The organism is Nitrospirillum iridis, assembly GCF_014205765.1.
GTDB lineage: Bacteria > Pseudomonadota > Alphaproteobacteria > Azospirillales > Azospirillaceae > Nitrospirillum > Nitrospirillum iridis.
In genome coordinates, this window is record NZ_JACIIZ010000004.1 from 374792 (window position 1) to 399453 (window position 24662).

The window sequence follows — 24662 nt, forward strand, 5'->3', positions numbered from 1 at the left end:
CGACCGTTCCGTCCGCTCCGCCGCCCTTAAAGTCCTCATGTCGCTTCCCCGGCCCCGGATCCTCCTGGCCATCCTTGTGCTGACGTGCGCCGGCGCCGCCACGGCGGCGTTGCTCCCGCCCCGTCCGGGAGGCGGGACGGCGCCACCTCTTTTGCCCAACGACGTCTATGTCTGGCAGCGCGCCTGGACCCCGGCCCTGGGCCTGGCCATGGACCAGGCGGCCCCGGATGTGGCCGCGTGGCGGGTGCTGGCGGCGGAGGTGGCGCCGGACGGGCGGACGGCCCCGGTGCTGCTGAACGACGGGCGCCTGGAATCGGTGCGGGCGCACCTGGCCGGCCGACCCGTCACCCTGGTGGTGCGCATCGATGGCCGGCTGAGCGACGCGGAGCCGGCGGCCCTGGTGGAAACGGCGCTGGCGCCGCTGCGGCGCTGGCGACAGGCCGGAGTCGCGGTGGCCGGGCTGGAGATCGACCATGATTGCCCCACCGCCCGCCTGCCTTTCTATGCCCGCTTCCTGGCGGCGCTGCGGACGGGGTTGCGCCAGGAAGCGGGCGACATCCACCTGTCCATCACCGCCCTGCCCACCTGGCTGAACGCGCCCGCCCTGCCCGCCCATGGCCTGAATGACGTCGTGGCGATACCAGACGAGGTGGTGTTGCAGGTCCATGCCGTCGCCGCCCCCACGGATGGGCTGTTCAACCCCGCCCAGGCCGCGCGGTGGGTCGCCGCCTGGGCCGAACGCTTCCCCACCCCGTTCCGCGTCGCCCTGCCCGACTACGGCGCGCGGGTCAGTTGGAACGCGGACGACAGCCTGGCGACGGTGGAGGGGGAGGCGCCGCTGCTGGCCGGTGGGGCGCATGCCCGCGAACTGATGGCCCGGCCGGCGGACGTGGCCAACTTCCTGAAGACCCTGCGCCTCCAGGCACCCGCCAACCTCAAGGGCATCGCCTGGTTCCGCCTGCCCACGGCGGACGACCGCCGCGCCTGGTCGCTGGCGACATGGGCCATTGTGGCGCGCGGCGGAACGCCGACGGGCCGCCTGACGGCGATGGCGGAGGCCACGGCCACGCCCGCCCTGTACACGCTGACGCTGGCCAACGACGGCGATGCTGACGCCGATCTGCCGGCCGGCCTGGACTTGCCCGCCGCCTGCCCCTTGGGCGACGGCGCCAACGGCTATGCCCGTGACCCTCTGGCGTCCCGCCTGGCGCGCCAAACCCCCGGCCTGCTGCCCCCCGGTGCGCGCCGGGTGGTGGGCTGGCTGCGTTGCTCCGATTCCCCCTCGCCTCCGGTGATCCATGTCCGCCCGTGACCACGCCCCCTTGGGGCGCCCCGCCCTCGCCCTGTCCGTCTTGTTGCTGGCCGGTGCCGCCAGCGTCGCCATCGCCTGCGGCCCGGATTTTCCCTGGCAGCTGCTGGACCGCCGCGAGGTGACGCTGGCCGAAACGCCAGCCAATCCCTTCGCCTGGGAAGCGACGCACCTGGTGGCCGCGCCCGCCGACCGGTTGAAGGCGGTGGAGAACAGGAGGGCGACCGATGACACCCGGGCCATGCTACGCACCGACGCGGAAACGGCCGGCCTGGCGCCCGACGCACCGCTCCTGATCGCCGCCATGCGCGCGGCCGGCGATGGCGACAAGGCCTACGCCCTGGGGGAAAAGCTGCCGGCCGCCGTGCGCCTCTACACCGCCGCCGCCGTGGATTACCAGACTGGCCGGCTGGACCAGGCCGCCGCCCGCTTCCAGTCGGTGCTGGACCTGCCGGCGGCCGACAGCGCCAGCCGCGCCGTCTGGGCCGCCTACATGCTGGGGCGGGTGGCGGTGCGGCGCGACCTGGCGGATTCGGCCGCCGCCTTCTTCGCCAAGGCCCGCGCCCTGGCCCAGGCCGGCGCCCCCGATCCCCTGGGCCTGGGCGTGGCCAGCCTGGGGGAGGAGGCGCGTGTGCGCCTGACGCAAGCCGGGCTGACGGTTCAAGAGGCGGCGGATGACGACACACCGGCGCGCGTCGCTCCGACGGAGGCCGTCCAGATACGCGCGATCGGCCCCTTCGATACCAATGCCCTGGCCCAGGCGGTAAACCTGTATGCCCAGCAAGCCGCCCATGACTCCTATCATGGTGTCGAATCGCTTTACCTCATCGCCGTCTATTTGCTGGAGAATCCGGCACCGTTGAAGGCGGCCATAACCGATCCGCTGGTGCAGCGCCTACTGGCCGCCCATGTCCTGGCGTTCGAGACGGACACGCCCAGCTGGCGGCCTTACCGGGGCATGGACCCGACGCCCCCGGCAGACCCGCATCTGGCGGCGCTGACCACGGCGTTGATGGAGGCCCATATTGGGGAAACCGGCGGGCCCGCGCCGGCCGCCGCTGATCAGCTGGCCGCCCTGGCCTATCGCAAGGGCGACTATGAACTGGCGGCCCGCCTGGCGGCGATGAAGCCGGGGCCGCTGGCCAGTTGGGTCCAGGCCAAGCTGGCCTTACGGAAGGGCGACCTGGCGCAGGCGGCCAAGCTTTATGCCGAAGCCGCCGCCGCCTTCCCGGCCACTGGCGACGGGCCCCAGGGGAACACCATGACGGCGGCCGAACGCAACCGCCTGATCGGCGAAGGCGGCACCGTGGCCCTGGCGCGGGGCGAGTATGTGGTGGCGCTGGACCTGCTGATGCCCGTCGCCGCCACCTATTGGGGCGACGTGGTGCACATCGCGGAACGGGTGCTGACCGTCGATGAGCTGAAGGCCTATGTCGACGCCAAGATTCCGGCCAGCGTCGCCGCCGGCTGGGCACAGAAGGTCGACAACACCCAATGGCCCAACACCCTGCTGGACACCATGGGTGTGGGCTACAAGTATGACGAGTCGGTCGACCGCCTGCGCTACCAGGGGGCGCCCCTGGCCCTGCGCAGTCTGCTTGCCCGCCGACTGATGCGGGCCGGACGGGGGAAGGAGGCGCTGGCTTACTACCATGACCCGGCGGTGGCCAAGGACGCCCGCGCTTACATGGACGCCTTGAACGACGCCGGCGGCGCCTGGTGGCCCGCAAGCCGCGCCCGCGCCTGGTTCCAGGCCTCGACCTTGGCCCGTGGCCGCGGCATGGAGATCATGGGAACCGAGGGTGCGCCGGACGAGGCCGCCTTGAAAGGCGCTTACAATGTCGGGATCGGCCAAGCCAACCTGCCGCCCACCGGCGCCACCTTCGTCACGGATGGGGAGCGCAAGCGCTTCGCCGACAGCGCCCTGCAACCCGATTTCCGCTTCCATTACCGCCACCTGGCGGCGGACGCGGCGGAACATGCCGCCGACCAGTTGCCACATACCAGCCAAGCCTACGCCGCCTCCCTATGCTGGGCCGTGACCTATGTTCAGAGCACGCTGGCCGACGTCCGCTATCTGGACCCCGCCCACTACGCCAGCGATCCCTATTGGGGGCCCATCCTGGCGCAGAACCGCCAGTCGGAGGGGCGGATCAGGGCGCTGTACCAGCGCTATGTCGCCACCGGTCCACTGGTCCCTTGGGCCACCCATTTCGGCCACGCCTGCCCGGCGCCGGACTTCGACGCCGCCGCCAAGGAATGGTGGCAGGCGCCGGCGCGCCACGTCCACACCTGGGTGCGTCAGAACCATCGCAAGGCGGTGGTGGCTGGCGCAGCGGTCCTGGCCGTGCTGGTGGCCGGAACCACCCTGCTGCTGGTCCGCCGCCGGCGTCCCGTCAGCTGAGGAAGTAGGACAGTTCCTTGCCCTTGGCCCCCGACAGATAGCCGTCCTGCCAATGGTCGTTGGTGGAGAGGAAGCCCCCCTGCGGGGTGCCGGGGGCCGGCTGGCCCTGCAGCAGGGCGTCCCGCTCCCGCTCTTCCAGGATGGCGCGCTGGCGATAGTGCTCATAAACGTCCAGGACATGGACGGCATAGGCCTGAGCCAGCGGCTGGTTGCCCTGGATGATCAGCAAATTGTCATCGTTGGCGTATGAAGCCTTGTAGCCCAGGTTATGGCTGCCGGTGATGACGACGCAGTCGGGGGAGAAGGGGTCGATCACCACGATCTTGTCGTGGATGATGGCGGCGCCGGCGGTCAGCAGCTCGGGCTGCAGATCGCCCGTTGGCGTGTCGATGGCGGCGGCGCGCACCACCAGCACCTGCGGCGCGTCCTTGGGCGCATAGACGGACGGCTTGGGGATCCTGGTGCCCTGGGCATCCGTGTCGTCGCCCGCGCCATCACCGCCGCCGGCGCCCCCCTCGATGGGCAGGGCCTGCGGGCTGCTGACGGCGCCCATGACCATCAGGTCGGGGCGTTGCTTGCCCAGGTCCACCGCCGCCTCGATGATGCTCTGCTTGCCTTCGACGGAGGGGTAGAAGGTCAGGAACAGGATGGCATGCTGCGCCCGGTCCATCAGTTGGAACACGTCGGCCAGGTCCGGAGGCGTGGCCGCGGTCTTGGTGGTGGCCTGTGTGGTGGGCGCGCACCAGACGCGGGGGTTGGCGCCGGCATCCGGATAGGCATGGCCACCCGCCCGGCGCAGGGGCTTTTGCTGGACATTGTGGTTGGGGGCGCCGGTGTCCGCCTGCACCGGAAAGCTGGCCGTGTCGGTCTTCAGCCGCTTCCAATAGTCCAGGTAGGCCCGCGCCAGATCGGCATCCTGGGTGAGGATGGTGTTGTTGGACTGGGTGCACAGGCCGGTGGGCGTCCAGTTGGTGCTGCCGGTCAGCAAGGCCAGCGGTGTGTCGTTCGCGTCGGTGCGCACCAGGAACTTGTTATGGCCGATATGGGCGCTGTTGTTGAACAGCCGGTCGATGACCTCGCCCGCCGTGCCGTGCAGGGCCTGGCGTGCCGCCTGGTTGGTGCGGTCCCAGGCGGGGTTGGTTTTCGTCCCCTCACCCGCCGTCGACAGGATCAGGCGCAGCCGGTCACCAAGACCGCTCAGACCGGCCAGCAGTTCCTGGTCCGACAGCTCATAGAGGGCGGCATAGACCCTGTCATCCGGCCTCACCTGGCCCAGGAAATCGGTCAGGGTGGGCAGCACGTCGCCGGTCAGGAAGGTACGGATGGCGTTGCCCGGTTGCCGCACCTGATCCAACACATAGCCCTTGCTGGGCGCCTGGCCGGCGGGGGTGTGCAGTTGCTGGCGCAGGTTCTGGGTGGACAGGATGCCGTTGGTGAAGACAGCGGTGAAGTCGCCATAGGTCCAGGTGACGGTGATGGCGTTGGTCTCCACCGCGTCGCCGCAGATGAACAGGGGTAGGGGCGTGCCGGTGTAGGCGCCGGGCTGGGCGCTGCTGAAGGTTTCCGTCCGCTTGATCCAGCCGGCCACCGCCTCCCGCCCCGGCGCGGCGTAGCCCACCGGGATGATCTCGTAATGGCAGGTGAAGGGCTGACGCACCGACAGGCTGTCGCGGCTGCGCCGCAGGGTCAGGTCGCGCCAGGAGAATTTCTGAATGGGCCAGACACTGCTGTCCTGTTGTTGCCAGTTGGGGTTGGATTGGTCCGTGAACGCCACCCAGGTGGGCAGCAGGCGGCGTTCGCCGTCCTCATGCACGCGGGTGATCATGAAACCCAGCAGGCCGTCGATGCGGCTTACGGGGCGCCACGCCAGGTAGGCCACTTCATTGTTGCACCAGGCGCGCGCGGGAACCTGAGACATGAGCCACCTCCATCATGACGGGGAGGGGCCATGGTGTGCCTGGGATATGACGGTCACCACCACAGCGTGCATTCCTGTCGACGTACGTCCTTGGGTGAAGTCCCTCGCCATCCCTGTGACCGCGACGCCTATCGCCCACCGACCTGTGAGCGCACGGGCGGGGCCTGCGGCAACCTTTGACGCTTTGGGCGGGTTTCCGGGTGACGGACGCGGCGCGGGCGGGATAGTCTGCGGCCTGTCATCGCCAAGGCAGCCCCCATGAACCGCAACCAGCGCCGTTTGGACAAGAAGCAGGCCGCCCCTGCCCCAATCCCGGCGCAGGCACAGGCGCTGTTCGGCCAGGCGACACAGCAGCACCAGGCCGGCCGCCTGGATGAGGCCGAGGCCACCTACCGCCAGGTGCTGGCGCTGGCCCCCCGCCATGCCGACACCTTGTACCTGCTGGGTGTGCTGCACCACCAGACCGGCCGCCCGGTGGAGGCGGAGGAACTGCTGGGCCGGTCCATCACCGCACGCGGCGACGCCGCCCATGTCCACGCCGCGCTGGGCACCGTGCTGCTGACCCTGGGCCGCCCGGCCGACGCCGCCGCCGCGCTGAAACGGTCGCTGGCGCTGAAGCCCGACCAGGCGGAGGCACACAACAACCTGGGCAACGCGTTGAAGGAACTGGGCCGGGCGGATGAGGCGGTGCCGCATTATCAGCGCGCCATCACCCTGAAGCCCGACTACGCCAACGCCCATAACGGCCTCGGCTCCGCCCATATGGCCCAGGGCCGGTATCTGGAGGCCACCAGCCACTACCGCCGCGCCCTGGCGCTGAACCCCCGGCTGGTCGTGGCGCAGGTGAACCTGGGCAAGGCGCTGCGGCAGCTGGGCGACCTGGCGGGGGCCGAGGCGCAGTTGCGCCAGGGCCTGGCGCTGGACGCCACCAATGCCGACGCGTTGAACAATCTGGGCGCCGTCTATCAGGCGCTGGGGCGGGCGGACGAGGCCACGGCCTGCCTGCGCCAGGCGGTGACGCTGGCGCCCGATGACGCCGAGGCCCAGCTGAACCTCAGCCGGCTGCTGGCCGGCGATATCCTGATGCGCGATCCAGGCCTGCTGCGCCAGGCGCGGGCGCATGCGGAGCGGGCGGTGGCCCTGCGCCCCGGCCACGCCGACACCCTGGACGCGCTGGGCACCATCCTGCAGCGCCTGGGCCAGCTGGATGACGCGGCGGCGCGCTATCGCCAGGCCATGGCCCTGGCGCCGGATGACGCGGAGATCGCGTACAACCTGGGCACCACGATGCAGGCGCTCTGCCGCCAGCAAGAGGCGGCCGCCCTCTATGGCAGGGCCCTCGCCCTGAATCCCAACCATGCCGACGCCCGCTTCACCCTGGGGCTGATCCAGTTGGCCGAGGGGAATTTGGCGGAAGGCTGGGCTGGCTATGACACCCGCTGGCGCAGCCGGCAACTCGCGCCACACTGGCGCCCCTTCCCCGCCCCGCTCTGGCGCGGCGAGTCCCTGGCGGGCAAGCGCCTGCTGGTCTGGGGGGAGCAAGGCCTGGGCGACGAGATCATGTTCGGCAGCCTGTTGCCCACCCTGCGCGCCCGCGTGGCGGCGGAAGGTGGACAATTGGTGGTGGAGTGCGAGCCCCGCCTCACCAGCCTGTTCGCCCGCACCCTGCCCGATGTCATGGTCAGGCCGCACACCTCCGGACCTGGCGCCCCCACCCCAGGCGACATGGACCTGCATCTGCCCATGGGCAGCCTGCCGGCGCTTTTGCTGCCCCGGTTGGGGGACTGGACGGGCGGCCCCTTCCTGACGGCGCGGCCCGACCTTTCCGCCTTGTGGCGGGAAAGGCTGGCCGGTCTGGGGGATGGCGTCCGGGTGGGGATTTGCTGGCGCAGCGGCATCCAGCGGGGTGACCGGGCTGGCGCCTACACGGCGCTGGCGGATTGGCGGGCGTTATTGACCCTGCCCGGCATCATTCCCGTGACCCTGCAATACAGCGCGCCGGAGGAAGAAATCCGGTCGGTGGAAGAGGCGACGGGCGTCACCGTGCATCGCTGGCCGGACCTGGATCTGCGCGCGGACATCGAGGGCGTCGCCGCCCTGATGACCGGGCTGGACCTCGTCATTTCCGCGCCCACCGCGGTGGGTGAGTTGGCCGGCGCCCTGGGCGTGCCCTGCTGGCGGGTGGGCACCAACACCGACTGGTCGTCACTGGGCGCTGGCGCGCGCCCCTGGTTCAGCAGCATGTCGATCATGAGCGTGACCGGCGCCGCGCCGACGGCGGCCGACTGCGTCGCGCTGGCGACGCACCGCCTGTACGCCCTCACCGGCCGGCGGGCTGGCCATCTTTTGCCTTGTCCGGCATCCCCCTTTCCTATATAAGCCCGCGCTTCAACCGCTCCTTGCCGGTGCCTAAGCCATGGCGCCGGCTAGGTCCGTGCGGCTGATCCGCCACCCGCGATATCGGAATGATCCGGCATCCGGAGGCGGCGACAGCGGCGGACCACGTAACAGCCATGAGGAGTATCAAATGGCTTTGTATGAGACCGTGCTGATCGCACGGCAGGACATCACGTCCGCTCAGGTGGAAGCCCTGACCGAGACCTTCACCGGTATCCTCAAGGAGAACGGTGGTCAGGTCGCCAAGGTCGAGCAGTGGGGTCTGAAGACCCTCACCTACAAGATCAAGAAGAACCGCAAGGGCCACTACGTCTACTTCGCCCACGACTCCGCCCCGGCCGCCGTTGCCGAGATGGAGCGTAACATGGGCCTGAACGAAGACGTCCTGCGCTTCATGACCACCCGGATCGAAAAGATCGAGGAAGGTCAGACCGCGATGCTGTCCAACAAGGGCGATCGTGGTGAGCGCGGCGAACGCGGTGAGCGTGGCGATCGCGGCCCGCGCCGCTTCGAGGATCGTGGTGACCGCGGCGATCGTGGTGATCGCGGCCCCCGTCCGCCCCGCCGCATGGAAGCCTCTTCTGAAGGAGACCGGGCATGAGCTTCACCCAGGGTAACACCGGCGCGCCGCGCCCGGCCGGTGGTGGTGGCGGCGGTGGCCGTCGTCCGTTCTTCCGCCGTCGCAAGACCTGCCCGTTCTCCGGTCCGAACGCTCCGGCGATCGACTACAAGGATGTGAAGCTGCTGTCGCGCTTCATCTCCGAACGGGGCAAGATCGTGCCCAGCCGCATCACTGCGGTTTCGGCCAAAAAGCAGCGTGAGCTGGCCCGCGCCATTAAGCGCGCCCGCTTCCTCGCCCTGCTGCCCTACCTTGTGAAGTAAGGGCGGGAGTAGGAACGATGGAAGTCATTCTGCTGGAGCGTGTCGAGAAGCTCGGCCGCATGGGTGAAGTGGTGTCGGTGAAGCCGGGCTTCGCCCGCAACTACCTGCTGCCCCAGAAAAAGGCGCTGCGCGCCTCCAAGGACAACCTGGCCTTCTTCGAAAGCCAGAAGGCCAAGTTGGAGGCTCAGAACGCCGAGCGTAAGGTCGACGCCGAGAAGCTTGCCCAGAAGATCGCCGACCTGTCGGTGGTCATCATTCGCCAGTCTGGCGAAACGGGCATCCTGTACGGTTCGGTCAGCGCCCGTGACGTTGCCGAGGCGGTCACCGCCACCGGCACCGTCGTGGAGCGCAGCCAGGTCGCCATCGAGACCCCGATCAAGACCCTGGGCCTGTTCAAGGTCCGTCTGGTCCTGCATCCGGAAGTGTCGGTGGCCATCACGGTGAACGTCGCCCGCACCACCGAAGAGGCCGGCCTGCAGGCCGCCCGCGGTGGCATGGTCGCCGGCCGGCGTGATGAGGACGAGGAAGAGGAGGCGGTGGAAGCTGCCGACGAGGCCACGGAAGACACCGAGGCCTGATCCCGTCCCGGATCGGTTGAGTATCAAGACGGCGCGGTTCTTTTGGACCGCGCCGTTTTCTTGTCCGCCACCGCCGCCCTTCCCCGTTGCCCTGCCCCCGGCGGCCCGCTAGCCTGCGGGCGGACGACAAAGGTGGGGAACAATGACGATTGAAGCGGGCGGTGCACGCCAAGCGGCGAAATGGGTGGCGATCATCGGCCTTGCCGGCAACCACGTGCTCGCTTATCAGCAGGCGGTGGACCGCCTTCGCGCGCCCTCCCGCGCCCTGGCCGACATGGCCGGCGCCATCGGCCAGATCTTCGGCCAGTCCCCCGATAAGTTCAAAGCCGGCGACCTCAGCTTCAGCGACAAGGTCGACCTGTTCGTGAACCCCTACACCTCCGTCCGCGATATGGCGCATTGGGAGGGGCTGAACCACCTGCTGTTCTGGCCGGGTCTGGCGGCGCTGATCCTGTTCCTGATCCTGTCCTTTGGCGGCAGGACGCGGCCTTGACGACCGCGCGGCTCAACCCGCCGTCCCGCCGCCCTAATCCGCCAGCCACGACGGCCGCCGGTTGAAGCCGACGTGATAGACCAATCCCTGGCGAACCAGTTGATGCCCGTCGACGGTCAACAGTTGGACACTTTTTTCCAGGCCGATGATGCGCCCCCTCGGCGTGTCGCTAAGGCAACGGTTGAGCACGTACATGGCAGCTTGGCTTTGCGCGTCAGAGCCTGGCGCGTCCCCATCCGCGGTGCCGATGACGATGCGATGGACATAGCGGACATCAGCCAGATTGAAGTTATCGGTGGTCATTCCCCTGAAAGCCCTCTGCCTTGACGGTTCCGGAAGCGTGCATGATCCCGGCAAACCGCGCATTCCTTGTTCTATCCAGGACAGACCCTACCCATCGGCGACAGATTATGCCAACAGTCCCGCGCGTGCGCCGCGTCGGATGCCCCGTGCTTCCTCGTGGCGAAACGACACCGGGGTCCAGGTTCGTCCGCTTGGTCTCGCTGTTCTGCCTGTTCCTTCTCCTGGCGACCACGGGCGCCCGCGCCGCCACGCCCGTCGCCCACGTCAGCCTCAGCGTCCAGGGCGCCAGCCTGCGGGCCAGCTATCACCTGGACCAGCTTGTCACCACCCTTCCTTTGGGACAGGGGCCTATTGCCTGGCGGAACCCGGTGTGGCGGGTGGAGACACCCGGGCTGATTCTGCGAGATCAGGAAATACGGGCGGCGGACGGGCGGCCCTTCAGCGACTTCAGCCTGGTCATCAACGAGGACAAGCGCTTCGTCGACCGGACATATCCCGTGCTGCTGCGGCTGGGGGACGGCGGCTTCCTGGTCTACGGTCCCTTCCTGCTGGTCCGGTCGCCCGACTGGCGGACCAGCCTGGCGCGCGGTCCGGTCGCCACACTGCCGGAGGGCGCGGCCGCCCTGGGCGGCTATTTCTTCGCCGGTCCGACGAGCTACGTGACCCCCATCGATGCCCAACACCTGGACCTCGGTCGCTTCATCGCCCGGCCGGATCTGCCGGATGCCTGGCGGCGGGAGGTGGCGCCGGGCCTGGCCACGGCGCTGGCCTATTACCGGTCGCGGCTGCCGCCGCGCGACGCCGTGGCGCCGATCATCGTCTACCAGGACCGGCCCGCCCCCTTCCTACGCGGCAGCGTCACCGGCGGCGGCATGTTGCTGTTGCAGGTCGGCGGCGTTTGGCGGGTCCCCCGGCTGGAACTGAAGCCGGAGCGGGACCGCGTGCTGGCGCATGAGGTCTTCCATCTGTTCCTGCGCCGGCATGACAATGCCGATTTCCCCGACTGGATGAACGAAGGGGCGGCGGACTACGCCGCCGGCCTGGTCATCCGTCACGGGTCCCTTCCCAGCCTGGCGGAGGCGCAGATCCAACTCGACCTGTGCGTCACCAGCCTGGGGGAGCGGCCGCTGGACAATCCCGCCACGGTGGCACGCAACCGCATGCCCTACGCCTGCGGCTTCATCGCCCATTGGCTGGTGGACCAGGCGCTGCGTCGAGGCGGTGCCAAGGACGACAGGGACTTGTTCGCCCTTTGGGCGGACATGGCGGGGCGCGACGAGGCCACCGCCGGCGACAGCCTGCGCCAGGCCGCCGCCGCCGTTCCCAGCGCCGCCCGGGCGCTGTCCCTGCTGCTGACCGGCTCGGGCGCCGGCCGCTGGGCCGTGTGGGCTGCGGCGGTGACCGAAATGGGAATCGTCGCACACTACATCGACGGCGCCGATCCCCGTGTGGCGCTGGAACCTTAAGCGGCCCGGATCCCCGCCAGGAAGCGGTCCACCGCGTCGCGCAAGCGGTCAGCATCCCCGGTCAGTCCCTCCGCCGCCCCGTGCATGTCGGCCACGGCGCGGCCGGTTTCGCCCACCGCCGCCGAGACATCCGCCACGTTGCGGGAAACATCGCGGGTGGCGTCGGCCGCCTGGCGGACGTTGCGGCTGATCTCACCCGTGGCGGCGGCCTGTTCCTCCACCGCGGCGGCGATGGCGGTCGACACCTCGCTCATGTTGCGGATGGAATGGCCGATGGTACCGATGGCGCCCACGGCCTGGTTGGTGGCCTTCTGGATGGCGTTGATCTGGGCGCCGATCTCCTCCGTGGCCTTGGCCGTCTGGCCGGCCAGTTGCTTGACCTCATGCGCCACGACGGCGAAGCCCTTGCCGGCCTCCCCCGCCCGCGCCGCCTCGATGGTGGCGTTCAGCGCCAGCAGGTTGGTTTGTGACGCGATGTCGTTGATCATCTTGACCACGTCACCGATGCGCTGCGCCGCCTCCGCCAGGCTGGCAACGGTGCCGTTGGTCTGTTCCGCCTCATCCACCGCCCGACTGGCCATGGAACTGGAGTGGGCCACCTGCTGCCCGATCTCCCGGACGGAGCTCTCCATCTCCTCCGCCGCGGCGGACACGGTCTGGACGTTGCCCGACGTCTGTTCCGCCGCCTCGGCCGCCGCCGTCACCTGCGCCGAGGTGGCGTCCGCCATGCCGCCCAGCGCGCTGGCGATTTGCGTCAACTGCTGGGATGACGCTTCCACCGACTTGAGCACGGCGCCCACCTGGGTACCGAATTCGCCCACCAGGGCGTCCACCGCCCGGGTGCGCCGCTCCCGGCCCGCCTGCTCCGCCCGCTGCGCCTCCTCCAGCCGCTGGCGCTCCAGGGCGTTGGCCCGGAAGGTGCCCAGCGCACCAGCCAGATCACCGATCTCATCCTGGTTATCCGCGTAGGGAATTTCCGCATCCAGATCGCCCCGCGCCACGCGCAGCATGACGCCGGTCATGGCGGTCATGGGACGGGTCACCCGCCGCGCCACCATCACCATGCCGCCAGCGCCCAGACCCAAGCAGAGGATCAGTAGCGCACCGTCCACCACCAGCCGCCGAAGGGCGGCCGCCCCTTCCTGCCGTGCAAGGTCACCGGCCGCATCCAGTGCCGCCATGGGTACGCCGGCCAGCACCTCGAACGAGGCGTTGCTGCGGGCCATCCATTGGTCCAATGACACGGGCGAGGGCGTGCCGGCCAGCACCGCCTTCTCGATGGTCTCGTGCAGACCCAGCACCTCCTTGAAATAGGCCGCCTCCCCCGCCGCGATGGCTTGCCGCACGCTGTCCGGCACCTCGGTCCGCAGGCTCAAGGCCTTGGTCAGCTTCCACCCGGCCTCCCACTGGCCACGCAGCCCGGCGGATTGGATCTGCATGGCCGAGGTGTAGGGCTGGCCCTGCAGCGCGAACATCAGGATGTTGCGCTCCAATCCCGCCGCGTCACGGGTGACGTAGGAGGCGTCCTTCAGCGCGATCAGGGTGGCGAAGGCCGGGCTCTCATGGCTGATGCGGGCGCCCAGGCTGGTGCCCACCGCCTCCAGCTTGCCGACCAGACCGTCACTGGCCGCCGACCAGCTCTTGAACAGATCGGCTGGGCGCTGGTCCTGGGGCTGGGTCACCGCCTTGTCCACCACGGCGCGCAGATCGTTCAACGTCTGGCGCGCGGCCACCAGCTCGGCCACGCTGGCCCCGGCACCGCAATCCAGGTCGGCGCATTCGGACAGCACCTTGTCCATGGCCGGGTTGGACTTGGCGCGCAAGGCCGCCACCTCCGCCAGGCCGGCGGGCGTGGCCACCGTCTTTTCCGGGATCATGCGCTTAAAAGCACCGCGTTCCAGCCGGGTGTTCTGCAGGGCGCGGAAGACGTCGCCGACGGCATCGCCCATGCGCGCCGTCCGGGTGGCCTGGTGATAGTCGGCGTAAGCACCCACGGTGGCGGTTCCCAGCACCACCAACAGCACAGCCAGCAGGATGCCCAGCACAGCGTTCAACAGGACCGCGATGCGCACGGACTTCAACAGGCCAATCATGGCTTTCCCCCCATTCCACTGGCCCTGGCGACGGCCGGGACACCGTTGCGAAACTGTGGGGTCATCGTGGGCGCGTTGGGCTTCCGGGCCTATCTATCCGAAGGGATCAATACGGGTGTAGTCAGGCCGCGTCCCTCCCCGCTGTCAGGTAGGCCATCACCGCTCGCACAGTCTCCCCCTCCAGGAGGTCCGGATCGACTCCCGGCGGCGGATCGATGACGGCGGCGTGGATCAACGCATGGGCCATACGCCCGACGACGAAGGTCGCCACGCGCAGGTCAGGCACGGTGACCACAGCATGGGCGCCCAGGGCGTACCGCTCCAGCAGGGCGTGCAGCAGCCCCTCCGTCTCATCCTTCTCATGATGCGTCTCCAGGTGCGCCGCCTCCGTCGCCAGCACCTTGTGTAGCGCCGGTTCCAGCCGGTGTGCCTGCATGGCCGCGCGGATGGTCCGGGCGATCATAATGGCGAGGCCGGGCTCCTCCCCCGCCATCTGCGCCACGATCAACGCGTGCATCTGCCGCGAATGGCGCTCGCGCAGCGCCAGGACCAATGCATCCCTGTTGGGGAAGTACTGATAGAGCGAGCCGATGCTGACCCCGGCCATCGTGGCGACGGCGTTGGTAGTAAGCGCGGCGTAGCCATCGCGCACCAGAACGCGAGCGGTCGCATCCAGGATGGCGTCCACCAGGGCGCGCGACCGGGCCTGGCGCGGCCGTTTCCTTGGGGCTGGGCGCGGCGACGCCGGGCGGTCGGGACGCGAGTTTCCCACCATGAGCCGTCCCCTTAAGATGATGCGAGCGAAAACTCGTATTTAAGGGGAGCGGCCATGGCCGACAACACCAATTGCAAACAGGCGCCCGGCGTCATCATCCCGCGCATCGACCGCAACCGCTGCGAAGGCAAGGACGATTGCGTGCGCGTCTGCCCCTACGACGTGTTCGAGATCGCCGTGTTGCCCGCGGCGGAGCGGGCCGACCTCAGCCTGGCGGGCCGGCTGAAGGGCTTTTTCCACGGCTATCATCAGGCCTTCGCCGTGCGGGCCGACCAGTGCCGTGCCTGCGGCCTGTGTGTCAGCGCCTGCCCGGAACGCGCCATCACCCTTGTCCGTGCCGCTTGAGGAGACGCCCCATGGCCGCCTCATTGGGTTTCCGCCCTATCTCCTGACCGTTGCCGGCACAGACCGCGCGGCCACCTGAAAAGCAAACCGGCGGCGCTGGGGTTCGGCGCCCTCACTTCCGGCCCGCCCGGCAGCCTGGGCGGCATGGACCATCTTGGTGGCCGCTGGCGGCCGGTTGCTGGAAAAGCGCGACCTGGACGGCTATCTGGTCCAGATCTACAGCTTCGCGCCCGGAACTGCGGATCCGGGTGCCCTGCGCTCCTGGCTCTGGCCATCGCCTGCGCCCTGTCGCACGCCACCACCGTGCTGCTGCCAAACCGCTCCACACTCATGGAGAAGGTGGCGCGACGTGATTGCTGGCGGTGCGTAGCGTCAGCCTGCACTAGGAACACCGGCGGGAGGCGCTGCTGCGGCTTGGAGGGCCTAGACGGTAAGTTCCACGTGATGGATCTCGGCGTTCTGGGCCATCAACGCCTGAAGGTATGTCGAGATTTTGCGGGCGCCATCGCTGTGGACGGCCAGGCATTGGCGCAGGGCGTCGGCCAGGCGGGCATTCTCCAGCCGGTCAGCGTCGCTGAGATTTTCGTGCTGGGGCGCCAACTGGTCGACCACATGGGCCAGTTCCTGGCCCGACGCGGGTGCCGGCACCTTGGTCCCGCTCCGCACCAAACCCCGCAGGTTCTGGCGCAGCCGCTCCTCATGGTCCGGATCCAGCGCCCCCGTCGGATCGACCTCATCCACAATGTCATCGAACAGGGAGCGGCCGTGGCGTTGCCCCTCCTCCATCTGTTGCGGATCCCGGCGCCGCCGACGATCACGCTCCCTCTCCCCACGATCCTGGATCGCCCCCACGCGGTCGACATGCAACGTGCTCGCCGGCGGATGGGCGGGGCTGAGATCCAGAACCGGGGCGGGCACGAAGATCATGATGGGTCAACCGTACAGCGAATCGGCGACGGCCGCAAGAGAATGCCACAATGTCAAGTAGTAGACGCCGAAAACGAGGCCAAACCGCGCCAATATCCGGCAGGCGGGTGCCCAGCTTGGCCAGTGGCGGTCAAAGGACACCGAGAAATGACAGAGTTCCTGCGCGGGATAGCCCGTGAGAAAAGGACCTATGTCCATTGGATAGGACAATCCCGTCCGGTCCTGGCGCAATAGCCGGTGGTCCCTTTTCTGGAAAAGCCGGCCTCGAGCCGTAATTCGGTGTGTCCGCCACAGACATTCCCCTCAGTGACAGGGTGTCGTCATGCGCGGACGGCGCCGGGACGCCGGCGCGTTTGGCGATGACAGCCCGGCGATAGGCCGGACGGAGGCTTGCCCCCAGCCCCCCCGGCCCGGTACGGTCGCGTCAAACGGCTTGAAGGACGTCCACGATGGACATTACCGGCGAATACTTGATCGCAGCGCCCCGGGATCGGGTCTGGGCGGCGCTGACCGACGCCGAGGTGTTGCGGCAGAGCGTGCCGGCCGATCACAACGGCACGATAACCCTGACCGTGTTGGATGCGCCCCACGCTTGCGTCCTCCACGGCGATGGCCAGCAGGCCCGCGTCCACCTAACCGACACCGGCGACGGGCAGACCCGCCTGGCCTTCGACGCCACCATCGACGCGGAAGCCGAGCCGGACACCAGGGCCTTCTTCGCCCACCTGGCCGGCCTGCTGGGCGATGTCGGGGCCCCCGTACCGGCGGTCATCGCCGATGTGGCGCTGGCCGAACCTGCCGTGGACTCCACCGCCATCGCCGACGTCATCGGCGACACCGCGATGGTCGGAGATGCGCCGACGTCAGCCTCCCCTCCCAAGCGCAGCCGCGCCAAGGCGAAGACGGCGACCGAAATGACAGCCGTCGCGGCCGAGCCATCGCCCAAAGCCAAGGGCACGCACAGGAAGGCCGCCCAGCCCCCGGCGCCGGAAGCTCCGCCTGCCCCGCCCGAGTCCATTCCGCTGGTCGAACTGTCCCCCGTCACCGAGGTCATCGCCCCCACCCTGATCCCGGCCGCCCAGGACGCCGCGGAAAATGAAGCACGGGCCATCGAACACCAACTGCGCCCGACGGAGGCCGAAGCCCTCGGCTCCGCCAGCGTCTCACTACCGCCGGAACCGACACCGGAGGGAACACCGGCCCCGTCCCTCTCCCCGCCCCCGGCCCACCCTGGCCTGAGGCCCATGATCTGGATCCCCATCCTGGTCCTCATCCTGCTGCTGATGATCGTGCTGGTCCGCTAGGCGCCTGACCCGCTGGGCATCGCAACGCTTATGGGCTGGCAATCCATGGGTGGGCCGCCTATTTGGGAAAGGCCGCACAGCCGTCATTGGAGCGCTGGGTATTCATGACATCCGACTTCTGTCCCCCTTCCTCCCCCTATCATGACCTGGCGGCTCTCCCGGCGCCGGTGGACGATCTCTCCATCCTGCGGACGGTGGACGGTTGGCTCGCCCAAGGGCAGGTCGCCGCGGTCGCCACGGTGATCGCCACCTGGGGCTCGTCCCCCCGGCCGGTGGGCAGCAAGCTGGCGGTGGACGCCACGGGCGCCATGATCGGTTCGGTATCCGGCGGTTGCGTGGAAGGCGCGGTGGTCGAGGAGGCGCTAAAGGCGTTGGAGGATGGGGAGCCGCGGCTGCTGACCTTCGGCGTCCCCGACGAGCGGGCATGGGAGGTGGGACTTGCCTGCGGCGGCACCGTGCGCATCTACGTCGCCCCGATGGGGCCGGGCCATGGCGCCTCGCGCCGGCGCCTGTTGTCGGCCCTGCTCGCCGCCGCCGACGCGAAGCGGCCGGCGGCCCTGGTGACCGATCTCGCCACCGGCCAGCAGACACTGGTCCACCCGGACCGTCAGCAGGGGGAAACCGCCCTGCCGGAGGCCATCCATGCCCGCGTGCTGGAGAGCCTGGCCCAAGACCGTTCCCTCCTCATCACCGATGAGGAGGAAGAGGGGGAGTGGTTCGCGCATGTATGGAACCCGCCCCTGCGCCTGATCCTGGTCGGTGCCGTGCACATCGCCCAGGCGTTGACGCCCATGGCCCGGTTGGCCGGGTACGACGTGACCGTGGTGGACCCCCGCGCCGCGTTCGCCAGCGCCGCGCGCTTTCCGACCGGTGAGGGGATAAGCCTGCTGCGCGAGTGGCCGGACGATGCCGTGGCGGCTTTGGCGCCGGACCGGCGCACCGCAATCGTCACCCTGACCCATGACGCCAAGCTGGATGAGCCGGCGTTGCGCGCGGCCTTGGAGAGCGACGCCTTTTTCATCGGCGCCTTGGGCAGCCGCAAAACCCACCAACGGCGCCTGGAGCGGCTGGCGGACTTCGGCCCCACCGCGCTGGAGCGCATCCACGGCCCCGTAGGCTTGGACATCGGCGCCCTGACGCCGGCCGAGATCGCCATCGCCATCCTGGCGCAGGTGACCTTGGCGTTGCGCGGCACCAAGGCCCAGGGGCGGGGGCGCTGAAGGGCCATGCGCTTCGGTCCCCTGCCTGTCGCCGACGCCGAGGGGGCCCTGTTGGCCCACGGCCTGAAACTGGGCGGCCTGCGCTATGCCAAGGGCCGCCGCCTGACCGCCGCCGATCTGGCGGCGCTGGCCGCCGCCGGGCTGGCGGAGGTTGTGGCCGTTCGGTTGGACCCGGGCGACCTGGGGGAGGATACGGCCGCCACCCGGGTGGCGCGCGCCATCGCCGGGCCCGGCCTGAGCATCACGCCCGCCACCACCGGCCGGGTGAACCTGATGGCCACCAACCCCGGCCTGCTCCTGATCGACACCCCGCGCCTCAACCGTCTGAACCAGGTGGATGAGGCGGTGACGGTGGCCACAGCGCCACCGTATACGCCGCTGGATGGCGGCGCCATGGCCGCCACCGTCAAGATCATCCCCTTCGCCATCGCCGAGGACCTGGCCGCCAGGGTCGAACTCCTCGCCCGGGAGGGGGAAGGTCCGGCCCTCCGGTTGGCGCCCTGGCGGGGCATCCGGGCGGGCCTGGTGCAGACCCGCCTCCCCGGCCTGAAGGCGGCGACGCTGGAAAAGACCTCCGGCGTCACGGCGGCACGGCTGGCCCAGGTCGGCGGCACGCTGGTCGCGGAAACCCGCGTTGCCCACGACGCGGCCGCCGTGGCCGGTGCCCTGACGGACCTGTCCCGCCTGGCCCTCGACCTGCTGCTGGTCATCGGCGCGTCGGCCATCACCGACCGCCGCGACGTGCTGCCCAGCGGCATTGAGCGAGCGGGTGGCCTGATCCGGCATTTCGGCATGCCGGTGGACCCGGGCAACCTCATGCTGCTGGGCCGGTTGGGAGAAGCGCCCGTCCTGGGTCTGCCCGGTTGCGCCCGCTCCCCCCGCGTCAACGGCTTCGATTGGATTCTACAGCGCGTCGCCGCCGGGCTGGATGTCACCCCGGGCGACATCATGGGCATGGGTGTGGGCGGTCTGCTGACCGACATCCCCACCCGCCCCATGCCGCGCCTCCGCGCCGTGACGACGGTCCCCGCAGTGGCCCCGGTGGCCCCTCCCGTCGCCACCCTGGTGCTGGCGGCCGGGTCGGCGCGGCGCATGGGGGACAACAAGCTGCTCGCGGACTACGCCGGCCAGCCCCTGGTGCGGCACGCCGTGGCGGCCGCCATAGCCGCCAACCCGGGCCATGTCACCGTCGTCCTTGGCCATCAGGCACCCTTGGTGCGCGCGGCGCTGGATGGCCTGGAGGTCACCTTCGTCGAGGCCGTCGACCACGCCCAAGGCCTCAGCGCCTCGCTCAAGGCGGGCGTGTCGGCGGTGGAAGACGGCGTTGCCGGCGTCCTGGTGTGCCTGGGCGACATGCCCCGCGTGAGGGCCGACACCCATCGCCGTCTCCTGGCGCGGTTCACAGACGCCGGGGCGCGTGCCATCGTCGTGCCGGTGGCGGAAGGGCGCCGGGGCAACCCCGTGCTGTGGCCGGCCGACCTTCTCCCGGCCATGCAGGACATCACCGGCGACCAAGGCGCCCGAGGCCTGTTAGCCACCCACGCCGCCCGCGTGGCGGAGGTGCCAACCGATGACGGGGTCCACCTGGACGTGGACACCCCCGACGCCCTGGCGACGCTGCGCGCCTTGACGCCGCTGGAATAGCGCGTCCATAGGTCTAATTCAGCCGCCAGCCGATGCAGAAGCTCTGACGGAAGGGATCGGCATGGCCCATGGCCATCGCCAGGATGGTCAGGCGGCTTAGCGGCGCCATCAGCGCCCCACGCCCCGCTTCCCCCGTGAGGCGTAGCCAGTCAGCCGCCCGCTTGGCATCCAGCTCATTGCACGATAGGGCGTGCAAGATGACGCCCTCGGGCTCCATCGTGTCTTCCCGGGGCATGCGGTGGAGCAGACCGGCGCACAACAGACGCACCCGTTCATACTCTTCACCCGTCAGCGTGCCATTGCCGGATAGCTGCGAAATCTGCGTGGCCAGGAAGGCGTCCACCGTCTGAAGGCGCTCAGCCCAGGGGGCGCGCAGCAACGCCTGACGCTGCGGCTCCCCCATCAAGGCCAGCAATTGCTCCAATTGCTGGTCCACGGCCAGCGGCGCGTCGGCATAGTGGGAGAAGTCCAACTTGCTCACCAGGTCCGCCGGCAGGCTGTCGCTGGCATAGCGCTTCCAGCGGGCCGCCTTCTGGGCATGCACCATAGGCAGGTCGGTCAGCTTGTCAAAGGACAGTTCCTCCTGCCCCTCGCGCAGCAAGGTGATGCGCAGGGGCGATGGCTTCACCGGAATCATGGCCACGGTGTCCAGATACTGTCGCAGGATGACTTCCGGCTGGAAGACGGGACGGGCGTGGCCTTCCATGCCGCGGGGCAACCAGGTGCTGAACGCGGCGTAGAGACGCATGAACGCCGGACGGCCAAAGGCGAATTGGTCGTTGTATCCCTCCGGCGGGGCCCAGCTGTCCGGTGTGATCAAGGCTCCCGCCTTGAACCAGGCGTCCGGCAGAACGTCGTCGAAGCGGCTGTCATAGCGCACCCGCAGGACGGCATCGAAGGGGGCGCTCCTGCCGTCCTCCCCCTTGTGCGCCAACGCGAGGGTCAGGCTGAGGTTCACGGCATGGAACATGTCGAAAATGGAAAAGGGCGGGCGATAATTCCATCGCTCCGCCATGCGGCGCTTTTCGTCGAGAAAAGGTGGCCGCGCCGTCACCAGATGGGCGGCGGGTTGGTAGGCCGCCAGCATTTCCGTCAGTTCCGTCCCCGGAACATCGTCCCACACATGCAGAAAGGTGGTGACCGCATGCCCCCCGACGAAGCGGTGCAGGCTGTCGACACAGTGTCGCCAGGTTCGCGGCTGGCCGCTCAGGCACAAGGCGACGCGCATACCCACCCCTTCTTCCAGAAAACCGACGCACCCGGCTGTCCCGGTGGGCGTTGACAGGCCCCAGAATGGATTTATCATCCCGCCCGAACAAGCATATTGACACCGCGCGCCCGTCCCTCTACAAACCGCCCCCACGACGGATGGGCGCGTAGCTCAGCGGGAGAGCATCGCCTTCACACGGCGGGGGTCGTAGGTTCAATCCCTACCGCGCCCACCATCCGACGACAGCAATGTGATCAATACCTTAGATCACATCGCCGCCAATTTGATTGGCACATCCAGACGGATGGGCGCGTAGCTCAGCGGGAGAGCATCGCCTTCACACGGCGGGGGTCGTAGGTTCAATCCCTACCGCGCCCACCATCCGTCGCTTTCCTCAGTCACGTCAAGACAACGCCTGATCTACGGCATGGCCGGGGGGCGTGTGCCGAGCGCGGTGGGCGCCACCGCGCTCAAATGATCATTTTGGTGTCCGGCATCCCTCACGGAAAGAGGTGCATCACGATCGGCGGTGATGTTTATAGGTTGGACAGGGGATGCACCCCGGATACCCCATAGGCTGACCGCTCTTCCTTCATAACAGACATATGCGGAACCTGTTGCCTTGCCACATTCCACAGTACGCGCCGCAACCGACCTTCAGGCGATCAAGGACCGCGTATGGTTCTACGAATTCGAGCTACCGGATGGATCGACAACCAAAACCGACATTCCCTCTGATGCGCTCCCCATCCACACCACGCGGCGTGACAAGCTGCGCCAGGTCATCCGGGAGCATGTCGAGACGCCAGGCCAACTGACGGCCATCGACTTGGCCTCGCATGAAGGCTATTTCTCGATCGAACTTTCCAAGCATTTTCGAAGCGTTCTGGGGGTCGAGTTCAAGGAGGACAGCATCGTGGCCGCCCAGGCCATGGTACGGGCGCTGTCCATCAGCAACGTCAGCTTCATGCAGGCCGATCTGCAAAAGGCTCAACCGACGGAATCGCCCACGGCGGATTTCGTGTTGCTATACGGCCTGATGTATCATCTGGAAAATCCCGTCCACACTCTGCGCCTGGCATCAGCCATGTGCCGCCAGCACATGCTGATCGAAACCCAGGTCATGCCCTACGACATCGGCGGCAGGATGGAGGATGGCCACTATCGCTGGCAGCGCGACATCCAAGGTATCTTTGGCTTGGCCGCCGACTATGCGACAGGTCGCGAAGGGGGCTCGACCGACATCGCCCTTGTCCCCTCCGTAAACACCCTTTTCTTTCTGTTGCGCGCCTTCGGCTTCACCACCATCAAAAGGCTGGATGCGGGCCCGGAAGACTATGAGCAGTTCCAGCGAGGCTCCCGGGTCATCATCTACGCCGCCAAATAGGCTCAGGCCATGCCCACGTCGCGGTCCAGGCTGAGGAAACGCAGGCCACAATCGACCGCGATGTCCTGGTCGGTGATGGTGTCGTGGTTCAGCAGGAACACCACGGCGTCGGCCACCTGCTGCGGATCTGGCGCGCTGTCCAGGGGGTTGCGGCGGCTTAGGCGCCGGAACTCCGCCTCATCCTGTCCCGGGGCCGGCAACACATAGCCGGGGGAGACGGAGTTGACCCGCACCCGAGGCGCCAGCGACCGGGCCAACACCCGTGAGGCGCCCGCCAGGGCGTACTTGGACACGGTATAGGACAAGTGGTCCGGGTTGGGGTTGGCCAGTTTGAAATCGAGGACGTTGACCACCGCCCCGCGTTGATCGGGGGACAGGCTCTGGTGCAGGGCGCGGATCAGCAGGATCGGGGCCAGGGCGTTGACCGTCTGATGGTTCACGAAACCCTGTGCCGTCAGGCTGGCGGCATCATCCCACTCAAAGAGTGACGCCGAATTGACCAACCCTTCCAGCGGCTCTCCGGCGGCGGCGGCGGCCCTTTGCACCAGGGTCTCCACCTGCGCGGCGTCGGCCAAGTCGGCCTGCGCCACCGCCGCTTGGCGTCCCAGGGCGCGAATCTCGCCAGCCGTGGCGGCGGCCGCGGCGGCCGACGCGTTGTAGTGCAGGACCACGTCCCAGCCTGAGCGCGCGGCGGTCAGCGCGATCAGGCGTCCTAGGCGCTTGGCCCCCCCCGTCACCAGCAGCCAGCGGCTCATCGGCGCGTCCCCCCCTGGCCGTTGGCGGGCATCAGGGGCGTCGACGGTTGACGGGATGGGGGCAAAGGCAAGGGGTGCATCCGGCATGGCTTCTTTGAAACGGTCCAGTAAGATTTATAAGGCCGCCCTCCCCACCCGCAAGGCGCAAATCCCGCCGGGTGAAGGGATGCGCGGCACCGCTTCCGTCCATGGGGCGCCGTGGGTATGCTCCCGTGGCACCTGACGTTAACCCGTTCGATGGGAAACACCCGATGACCGCCCGTACTGTCCGCCGTGCCCTTCTGAAGACCGGCCTGGCGCTGGCCGCCCTGTTGGGCGCCACCTCGCTGGCGGCGCCCGCCTGGGCCGCGGAAAAGCTGGTGTTCATGCTGGACTGGCAGGCGGAGGCCGAACACGGCGGCTATTTCCAGGCGGTGGCCGAGGGCCTGTACCAGAAGGCCGGCCTGGATGTGACCATCGTCCCCGGCGGCCCGGGGATGAGCGCGCAACAGATGCTGGCCGCCGGCAGGATCGACGGCACCATTGGTTCCAATGCCTTCTACGTCCTGAACCTGGTGGAGGCCGGCGCCAAGGTGAAGGCGGTGGCGGCCATGTTCCAGAAAGACCCCACCATCCTGATGGCCCACGCCCAGAACACCAGCGGCCTGGCCGACCTGAAGGGCCGTCCCATCTTCTTGGGCGATCCCAGCATCAACACCCTGTGGCGCTGGCTGAAAAGCAAATATCCCTTCGAGGATAGCCAGATCCGCCGCTATGCCGGCAATATCGCGCCCTTCCTCACCACGCCCACGGCCGCGGTGCAGGGGTACGTGACCAGCGAGCCCTTCACCGCCAAGAAGACCGGTGCCGACGTGAAGGTGTTTCTGTTGGCCGACCAGGGCTATGACGGCTATAGCGGCCTGGTGATGTTCAACCAGGCCTATATCGACCAGCACGCGGCGGCGGTGAAAGCCTTCGTGGCCGCCACGGCGGAAGGCTGGCGCCACTATCTGCACGGTGACGCGGCCGCCGCCGACGCCCTGATCCGCAAGGCCAACCCGGACATGGACGCCGAGACCCTGGCCTATGCCCGCAAGGCCTTGGTGGACAATGGCATCGTTGAGGGCACCCCCGCCAACCCCGACGCCGTGGGCCACATGACCGCCGCCCGCTGGGAAGGCTTCACCAATGAGATGAAGCGCCTTGGCATCTACCAGGCGGGGACGGCGTGGAAGGCCGGGGTCGACCTGGGCGCTCCGTAAGCCCCTTGGAG

21 protein-coding genes and 2 tRNA genes are annotated in these 24662 nt (G+C 68.7%); 16 read left to right on the forward strand and 7 right to left on the reverse strand.

What is annotated here, in order from left to right; genetic code table 11:
* Positions 1 to 37 precede the first annotated feature (37 nt).
* Both FHS74_RS09155 and FHS74_RS09160 read left to right on the forward strand, forming a co-directional pair.
* Positions 38 to 1312, forward strand: coding sequence for a DUF3142 domain-containing protein (locus tag FHS74_RS09155; RefSeq protein ID WP_184799654.1), 1275 nt, complete (start codon positions 38 to 40; stop codon positions 1310 to 1312).
* Positions 1299 to 3713, forward strand: coding sequence for a hypothetical protein (locus FHS74_RS09160; protein ID WP_184799656.1), 2415 nt, complete (start codon positions 1299 to 1301; stop codon positions 3711 to 3713). The genes FHS74_RS09155 and FHS74_RS09160 overlap by 14 nt, the downstream gene beginning before the upstream one ends.
* Here the strand turns inward: FHS74_RS09160 and FHS74_RS09165 are convergent.
* Entirely contained in the window at positions 3706 to 5631 is a 1926-nt protein-coding gene (locus FHS74_RS09165; protein ID WP_184799658.1) for a phospholipase D-like domain-containing protein, read from the reverse strand. The two genes, FHS74_RS09160 and FHS74_RS09165, sit on opposite strands and share 8 nt — an antisense overlap.
* A gap of 258 nt (positions 5632 to 5889) precedes the next feature.
* On the opposite strand from FHS74_RS09165, the gene FHS74_RS09170 reads away from it, so the two are divergent.
* The 5 genes from FHS74_RS09170 (at position 5890) to FHS74_RS09190 (ending at position 9981) form a co-directional block, all read left to right on the forward strand.
* The gene (locus tag FHS74_RS09170; RefSeq protein ID WP_184799660.1) at positions 5890 to 8010 is read left to right on the forward strand and encodes a tetratricopeptide repeat protein; all 2121 of its coding nucleotides are present in this window, start codon (positions 5890 to 5892) and stop codon (positions 8008 to 8010) included.
* Positions 8011 to 8158: 148 nt separating this feature from the next.
* Positions 8159 to 8629 carry a 30S ribosomal protein S6 gene (gene rpsF / locus FHS74_RS09175; protein WP_184799662.1) on the forward strand — a complete coding sequence of 157 codons (471 nt, stop codon included), beginning with the start codon at positions 8159 to 8161 and terminating at the stop codon, positions 8627 to 8629.
* On the forward strand, positions 8626 to 8910 hold the full coding sequence (rpsR, locus tag FHS74_RS09180) for a 30S ribosomal protein S18 (protein WP_184799664.1): 285 nt from the start codon (positions 8626 to 8628) through the stop codon (positions 8908 to 8910). Before rpsF ends, rpsR begins: the two co-directional genes overlap by 4 nt.
* Before the next feature lie 17 nt (positions 8911 to 8927).
* On the forward strand, positions 8928 to 9488 hold the full coding sequence (gene rplI / locus FHS74_RS09185) for a 50S ribosomal protein L9 (RefSeq protein WP_184799666.1): 561 nt from the start codon (positions 8928 to 8930) through the stop codon (positions 9486 to 9488).
* Between the two features lie 142 nt (positions 9489 to 9630).
* A complete protein-coding gene (locus FHS74_RS09190) occupies positions 9631 to 9981 on the forward strand; it encodes a hypothetical protein (protein ID WP_184799668.1) in 351 nt (116 codons plus the stop codon).
* Between the two features lie 33 nt (positions 9982 to 10014).
* Here FHS74_RS09190 and FHS74_RS09195 read toward each other — a convergent pair whose 3' ends face one another.
* Entirely contained in the window at positions 10015 to 10284 is a 270-nt protein-coding gene (locus tag FHS74_RS09195; RefSeq protein ID WP_184799670.1) for a hypothetical protein, read from the reverse strand.
* A gap of 146 nt (positions 10285 to 10430) precedes the next feature.
* On the opposite strand from FHS74_RS09195, the gene FHS74_RS09200 reads away from it, so the two are divergent.
* Positions 10431 to 11750: a hypothetical protein gene (locus tag FHS74_RS09200; RefSeq protein ID WP_184799672.1), complete on the forward strand. Its 1320-nt coding sequence runs from the start codon at positions 10431 to 10433 to the stop codon at positions 11748 to 11750.
* Here FHS74_RS09200 and FHS74_RS09205 read toward each other — a convergent pair.
* Positions 11747 to 13843, reverse strand: a complete 2097-nt coding sequence (locus FHS74_RS09205) for a methyl-accepting chemotaxis protein (RefSeq protein ID WP_184799674.1) — start codon at positions 13841 to 13843, stop codon at positions 11747 to 11749. The two genes, FHS74_RS09200 and FHS74_RS09205, sit on opposite strands and share 4 nt — an antisense overlap.
* Before the next feature lie 121 nt (positions 13844 to 13964).
* Complete coding sequence (locus FHS74_RS09210; RefSeq protein ID WP_184799675.1) at positions 13965 to 14618, reverse strand: TetR/AcrR family transcriptional regulator; 654 nt, start codon at positions 14616 to 14618, stop codon at positions 13965 to 13967.
* Between the two features lie 54 nt (positions 14619 to 14672).
* Here FHS74_RS09210 and FHS74_RS09215 point away from each other — a divergent pair, with 54 nt between their 5' ends.
* Complete coding sequence (locus tag FHS74_RS09215) at positions 14673 to 14963, forward strand: 4Fe-4S dicluster domain-containing protein (RefSeq protein ID WP_184799677.1); 291 nt, start codon at positions 14673 to 14675, stop codon at positions 14961 to 14963.
* A gap of 423 nt (positions 14964 to 15386) precedes the next feature.
* Here the strand turns inward: FHS74_RS09215 and FHS74_RS09220 are convergent, their stop codons facing one another.
* Entirely contained in the window at positions 15387 to 15890 is a 504-nt protein-coding gene (locus FHS74_RS09220) for a hypothetical protein (protein ID WP_184799679.1), read from the reverse strand.
* A 449-nt stretch (positions 15891 to 16339) separates the two neighbouring features.
* On the opposite strand from FHS74_RS09220, the gene FHS74_RS09225 reads away from it, so the two are divergent.
* The 3 genes from FHS74_RS09225 (at position 16340) to FHS74_RS09235 (ending at position 20058) form a co-directional block, all read left to right on the forward strand.
* Positions 16340 to 17194: an SRPBCC family protein gene (locus FHS74_RS09225; protein WP_184799681.1), complete on the forward strand. Its 855-nt coding sequence runs from the start codon at positions 16340 to 16342 to the stop codon at positions 17192 to 17194.
* A 104-nt stretch (positions 17195 to 17298) separates the two neighbouring features.
* Positions 17299 to 18414: an XdhC family protein gene (locus FHS74_RS09230; RefSeq protein WP_184799683.1), complete on the forward strand. Its 1116-nt coding sequence runs from the start codon at positions 17299 to 17301 to the stop codon at positions 18412 to 18414.
* A gap of 6 nt (positions 18415 to 18420) precedes the next feature.
* Positions 18421 to 20058 (forward strand): NTP transferase domain-containing protein, encoded by a 1638-nt coding sequence (locus tag FHS74_RS09235; RefSeq protein ID WP_184799685.1) that lies wholly within the window; start codon positions 18421 to 18423, stop codon positions 20056 to 20058.
* A gap of 13 nt (positions 20059 to 20071) precedes the next feature.
* Here FHS74_RS09235 and FHS74_RS09240 read toward each other — a convergent pair whose 3' ends face one another.
* Complete coding sequence (locus FHS74_RS09240) at positions 20072 to 21286, reverse strand: hypothetical protein (RefSeq protein WP_184799687.1); 1215 nt, start codon at positions 21284 to 21286, stop codon at positions 20072 to 20074.
* A gap of 142 nt (positions 21287 to 21428) precedes the next feature.
* Here FHS74_RS09240 and FHS74_RS09245 point away from each other — a divergent pair.
* The 3 genes from FHS74_RS09245 to FHS74_RS09255 all read left to right on the forward strand — a co-directional run bounded on the left by FHS74_RS09245 (position 21429) and on the right by FHS74_RS09255 (position 22655).
* A tRNA-Val gene (locus FHS74_RS09245) sits at positions 21429 to 21503 on the forward strand.
* Between the two features lie 71 nt (positions 21504 to 21574).
* Positions 21575 to 21649: transfer RNA gene (locus FHS74_RS09250), tRNA-Val, on the forward strand.
* Between the two features lie 241 nt (positions 21650 to 21890).
* Positions 21891 to 22655 carry a class I SAM-dependent methyltransferase gene (locus FHS74_RS09255; protein WP_184799689.1) on the forward strand — a complete coding sequence of 255 codons (765 nt, stop codon included), beginning with the start codon at positions 21891 to 21893 and terminating at the stop codon, positions 22653 to 22655.
* A gap of 2 nt (positions 22656 to 22657) precedes the next feature.
* Here FHS74_RS09255 and FHS74_RS09260 read toward each other — a convergent pair whose 3' ends face one another.
* Positions 22658 to 23410 (reverse strand): SDR family oxidoreductase, encoded by a 753-nt coding sequence (locus FHS74_RS09260; protein ID WP_184799691.1) that lies wholly within the window; start codon positions 23408 to 23410, stop codon positions 22658 to 22660.
* 251 nt (positions 23411 to 23661) lie between these two features.
* Here FHS74_RS09260 and FHS74_RS09265 point away from each other — a divergent pair, with 251 nt between their 5' ends.
* On the forward strand, positions 23662 to 24651 hold the full coding sequence (locus tag FHS74_RS09265) for an ABC transporter substrate-binding protein (protein WP_184799693.1): 990 nt from the start codon (positions 23662 to 23664) through the stop codon (positions 24649 to 24651).
* Positions 24652 to 24662: the final 11 nt, after the last annotated feature.